4 protein-coding genes are annotated in these 4,719 nt (G+C 37.4%); all 4 read right to left on the reverse strand.

Translation table 11 applies throughout. The annotated features are described in order from the left end of the window. Nucleotides 1-94: 94 nt before the first annotated feature. From BBROOKSOX_RS08950 to BBROOKSOX_RS08965, 4 genes are read right to left on the reverse strand one after another with little or no spacing between them, the layout of a single operon-like run. Nucleotides 95-1,807: a tetratricopeptide repeat protein gene (locus tag BBROOKSOX_RS08950; protein ID WP_139661183.1), complete on the reverse strand. Its 1,713-nt coding sequence runs from the start codon at nucleotides 1,805-1,807 to the stop codon at nucleotides 95-97. Nucleotides 1,808-1,813: 6 nt separating this feature from the next. Further along, nucleotides 1,814-2,914: a TRAP transporter substrate-binding protein gene (locus BBROOKSOX_RS08955; protein WP_139661185.1), complete on the reverse strand. Its 1,101-nt coding sequence runs from the start codon at nucleotides 2,912-2,914 to the stop codon at nucleotides 1,814-1,816. A 7-nt stretch (nucleotides 2,915-2,921) separates the two neighbouring features. Continuing rightward, nucleotides 2,922-3,707 carry a peptide chain release factor N(5)-glutamine methyltransferase gene (prmC, locus tag BBROOKSOX_RS08960; RefSeq protein WP_139661188.1) on the reverse strand — a complete coding sequence of 262 codons (786 nt, stop codon included), beginning with the start codon at nucleotides 3,705-3,707 and terminating at the stop codon, nucleotides 2,922-2,924. After that, nucleotides 3,700-4,326 carry an electron transport complex subunit E gene (locus tag BBROOKSOX_RS08965; protein WP_010645854.1) on the reverse strand — a complete coding sequence of 209 codons (627 nt, stop codon included), beginning with the start codon at nucleotides 4,324-4,326 and terminating at the stop codon, nucleotides 3,700-3,702. Before BBROOKSOX_RS08965 ends, prmC begins: the two co-directional genes overlap by 8 nt. Between the last annotated feature and the right edge of the window lie 393 nt (nucleotides 4,327-4,719).

The raw sequence follows: 4,719 nt of genomic DNA on the forward strand, positions 1-4,719 counted from the left end.
TGAGGAATTATTAAAAGCGTATCGTAACACGACATCAATAAACACATTGGCAATGAGTAACAGTAGTAGGGTGGTGGTTGTAACACTGAGGGCTTTATTCATCTTTTAAGCGCTTTAGCGTATGCAGATACTGCTGTTTTTTGTCAGTATCAGGTAGGTTGTTGATCCATGTTTCTAGTGCGTGCCATTTTTGTTGTTTGCTGTCTTTTATTACTACTGGATTTAAATCCATGGCTTTTTTAAAAGCCTCAAGCGCCTCTTTGAACCTACTTAACTCAGTGTAAGAAAGTCCCATAGTGTAATAAGCCCCACCGTCATCAGGCTTAATCTCAATGGCTTTTTTAAAAGCCCTAATTGCCTTCTCAAACTCACTTAACCCAGCGTAAGCAAGCCCCATATTGTTATAAGCCTCATTTTTATCAGGCTCAATCTCAATGGCTTTTTTAAAAGCCTCAATTGCCTTTTCAAACTCACTTAACCCAACGTAAGCACCCCCCATATTGTTATAAGTCTCATAATTATCAGGATTAATCTCAATGGCTTTTTCATAAGCCTCAATTGCCTCCTCAAACTTATCTAACCCAGCGTAAGCAAACCCCATATTGTTATAAGCCTCATTTTTATCAGGCTCAATCTCAATGGCTTTTTTACAGACTTCAACTGCCTCTTTAAACCTGCTTAACTTAGTGTAAGAAAGTCCCATAGTGTAATAAGCATCATAATTATTAGGCTCAATCTCAATGGCTTTTTCATAAGCCTCAATTGCCTTCTTAAACTTACCTAACCCAGTGTAAGCAAGCCCCATATTGTTATAAGCCCCATATTTATTAGGATTAATCTTAATGGCTTCTTTATAGGCTTTAATTGCCTTTTCAAACTTATTTAACACAGTGTAAACACCCCCCATATTGTAATAAGCCTCATCTTTATCAGGATTAATCTCAATGGCTTTTTTATAAGCCTTAATTACCTCCTCAAAGTTTACTTTCTCATTTAACATAGTGTAAGCAAGCCCCATATTATAATAAGCTTCTTCATCAGGTTTAATATCAATGGCTTTTTTATAAGCCTCAATTGCCTTCTTAAACTCGCCTTTATGATAATTCTGATTACCTTCTAGGAGATATTCTTCTGCAGTTTTTTCATAAATAGGGTGCTTAACATCATTGACCATTGAAAAACCATAAATATCTTGAAATAGGGATTTTTCATCAATAGAAAATATAGCACTCAGTTCTTGCAAAATTAGTTTTTTTTGTTTTTTTAAAATTTTAATTTTTTTTGCATTATCAATTGTTTTATTGCCAAATACAAACACCCCTTTTTGGGCAAAAATACGATTATTGCTTTTAAAGTTGCTGTTTATAAATTGTAATTTGTCGCATTCGGAAAAAATACTCTTGTCATCCTTTGGTTGGGTAAATTTATCAATATCACTGCTATTTAAAACAAAAACGCCACCATCTTTATCTTTGTTAGAGTCGCAAGCAAACCATAAGGCAACTAAAAAATCACGACTAAAATCAACAAGCCCTGTGGCAGCGCCATAATGTTGTAGTTCTAGTAATAATTCAAGGTTGCTTAATTCTTCTTTGTGATAATGGTAACTTTTGGCATCATTAATCAAAGTTTCATGATAGTCTTGAAACTGCTTTTGTGAAGGTTGTCGTTGTTTATTGATTGATTTGTTTAAATTAAAACGCCGATAATAAGTGCTGGTTAAACCCCAACTCTCATCAGATTGACCACGATAAACAAAACCACCTCCTGATGGGAGTTCGTTTAAATACTTAGCAACAACCGACATTGAGCGTTAATCAAAACTATTTAAATAAGCCTTATCAGAGATATTTGTCCAAGCACGGATTTTTTGTAAATAATCGTGTCTAGATTTGATGATTTCTTTAGACAGTGGGTTCTTTTTAGCCAGCTCATCTAGCAATTTATCATTAGCGGATCGCAGCGCATCAAACACAGGTTTTGGGAAAGTTTTGACTTTGATATTGGGATAATCTTTTTTCATGGTTGCCCAGTTTTTGGCACTGGCATCGTTGGAATGTGCATACATATCATAGGCTGATAATTTCATGGCGGTGATTAAAATCGTTTGTAAGTCTTTTGGTAGGGTGTTGTATTTTTTCAAATTAATGAGAAATTGTAGCTCACTGCCTGGCTCATGCCAGCCTGTGTAATAATAGGGTGCAACCTTGTGAAAACCCATCCGCAAATCGAGTGACGGACCGACCCATTCGAGTGCGTCAATCGTGCCTCTGTCAAGTGCGGTGTAGAGCTCGCCTGCTGGGATGTTGGTGGGTTTGGCGCCAACGGCTGCCATGATTTCGCCTGCAAATCCAGGGATGCGCATTTTTAAGCCTTTTAAATCTTCAATGGTGTTGATTTCTTTTTTAAACCAGCCGCCCATTTGGTTGCCAGTGTTGCCACCGATGATGGACTTGATGCCGTGTTTGGCGTAAACCTTATCCATCAGTTCTTGTCCGCCACCGTATTCAAACCAAGCGTGCTGCTCAGTTGCCGTCATATCAAAGGGCATTGAGGTAAAAAACAAGGTGTTGATGTCTTTGCCTTTCCAGTAGTAGGAGCCTGAGTGACCTAGGTCGTATTGCCCTGATTTAACAAAATCAAAAATACCGAGTGCTGATTTGTGTTTGTTTTTAGAGTCAATGCGGATTTTCAAGCGTCCATTTGACATTGCTTCTGCCAGTTGTTTAAATTTTTTCGTTGCATCGCCAAAAATAGGGAAATTGCTTGGCCAAGTTTCGGCTAATTTGAGGGTGTAGGTTTTGTGGTCCTGTGTTGTTGTGGTTTTGGGTTTGTCATCGTCGCCAAACCAAGCGGCATGCGCACTTGTCATTAGTAATAAAATTACAGTCAATAACGGTATTATTTTTTTCATTTTTTCCTTAGGGTTTAAGTTGCGCCAAGACAGCACGATTATTAGAATTATAATCTTTAAATGTTTGAATATGAGTAAAATTTGTTGTTAACAAGTCAACAATTTTTAGTTGTTGATTGTAGCCATGTTCTAACAGTAAGAATCCATTGTTTGTTAGGTGTTGCGGTGCTTGTTTGATAATAATTCTAATGTCATCTAAGCCATCTTTGCCTGACACCAGCGCTGTTTGTGGCTCATGAATTAAATCCTTCAAACAAGGGTCATCTTGTTCAATATAGGGTGGGTTGGAAATAATCAAATCAAATTGCCTGTCTGGCACAGCTGCAAACCAACTGCCTTGTTGGAAATCAATATCAATGGTTGTATTTTGCTTGGCCACTGCCAGTGATTGCTTGGAAAAATCTGTTGCCACCACTTGCCAATGCGGGTTTTTGTCTGCTAGGGTGATGGCAATAATGCCACTGCCTGTGCCCAAATCTAGCAATTTACATGATTTGTCTTTGAATAAATCCAATGCAATGTCGATTAAAAGTTCGGTTTCAGGGCGGGGAATAAGCGTATCAGGCGTTACGATAAAATCCAAGTGATAAAAACCTTTTACCCCACTTAAATAGGCAAACGGAACACCTTGTTGGCGTTGCTCAATCAGCGCTTTTAAGGTGTTGGTTTCTTTTGTGGTTAAGGTGTAATCCTTGTTGGTAATTAACCAAGCATGGTTTTTTTTCAATACCCAAGTTAAGAGCGGTATGCTGTCGGTAATAGGACTATTTAAATAGTCATTAACGCTATGCATCAATCCAATTTTTGAGTGCCACAATCAATCCCAGTCCAATAAATGCACCGGGTGGTAGGATTGCCAGTAAAGTGCCTTGATAGTCTTCAAAGACAGTGATACTAAGTGTGTTGCCTAAATCGCCTAATAATAAGGCTGATTGGTCAAATAGAGTGCCTGAGCCAATTAACTCACGCATGGCACCTAAAATAATCAACACAATTGAAAAACCAAGCCCCATCATTAAGCCATCTAATGCTGATTTACCCCAAGTATTTTTACTGGCAAAGGCTTCTGCTCGACCTAAAATGGCACAGTTGGTAACAATGAGCGGCACGAAAATCCCTAAAATTAAATACAAATCGTAAAAGAATGATTGCATTGCCAATTCAACAATGGTTACAAAAGAAGCGATAAGTAGTACAAAGATTGGAATACGAACCTCTTTGCGAATGTGATGGCGAAAAATTGAAACCGTGGTATTTGACGCCACCAGTACAAAAGTAGTGGCAAGCCCTAAGCCTATTGCATTGGTAATATTGTTGGTTACTGCCAATAGTGGACACAAACCTAATAAGGCAACCAAAGCTTGGTTGTTGTTCCATAGGCCGTTTTTTATAATTTTGATAGCGTCATTCATGGGTGTTTTATTATATACTCAATCGTGTGTTGAGTGATTGACAACAAAATTTTGGTTTTGTGGGTTTTTTCTATGGTGCCTATTCATTTTTGTAGCCGTCTCTTATAAGGCACAACCGTTCAATGCGATTATTGTATCTTTATGGCTATAATATCACAATAAAAAACCCTAATTACAATACGACGAATGGTCAAGTTTAACGAAATAAGGCAAAAGATGGGTAAAATTGGGTTTAAATATACTGATGTCTTATTACTAAGAAATATTAAAGGAGATTTTTGCATAAGTAGGAATGATTAGCAAAATGACAAGTTTTGCCAACTTGGTGATTTTATGAAATATAGTCATAGCAAAGCTATGGCTGTGTTTCATAAAATTGTCAAGTTGGTGAAA

The organism is bacterium endosymbiont of Bathymodiolus sp. 5 South, assembly GCF_900128535.1.
Taxonomy (GTDB): domain Bacteria; phylum Pseudomonadota; class Gammaproteobacteria; order PS1; family Pseudothioglobaceae; genus Thiodubiliella.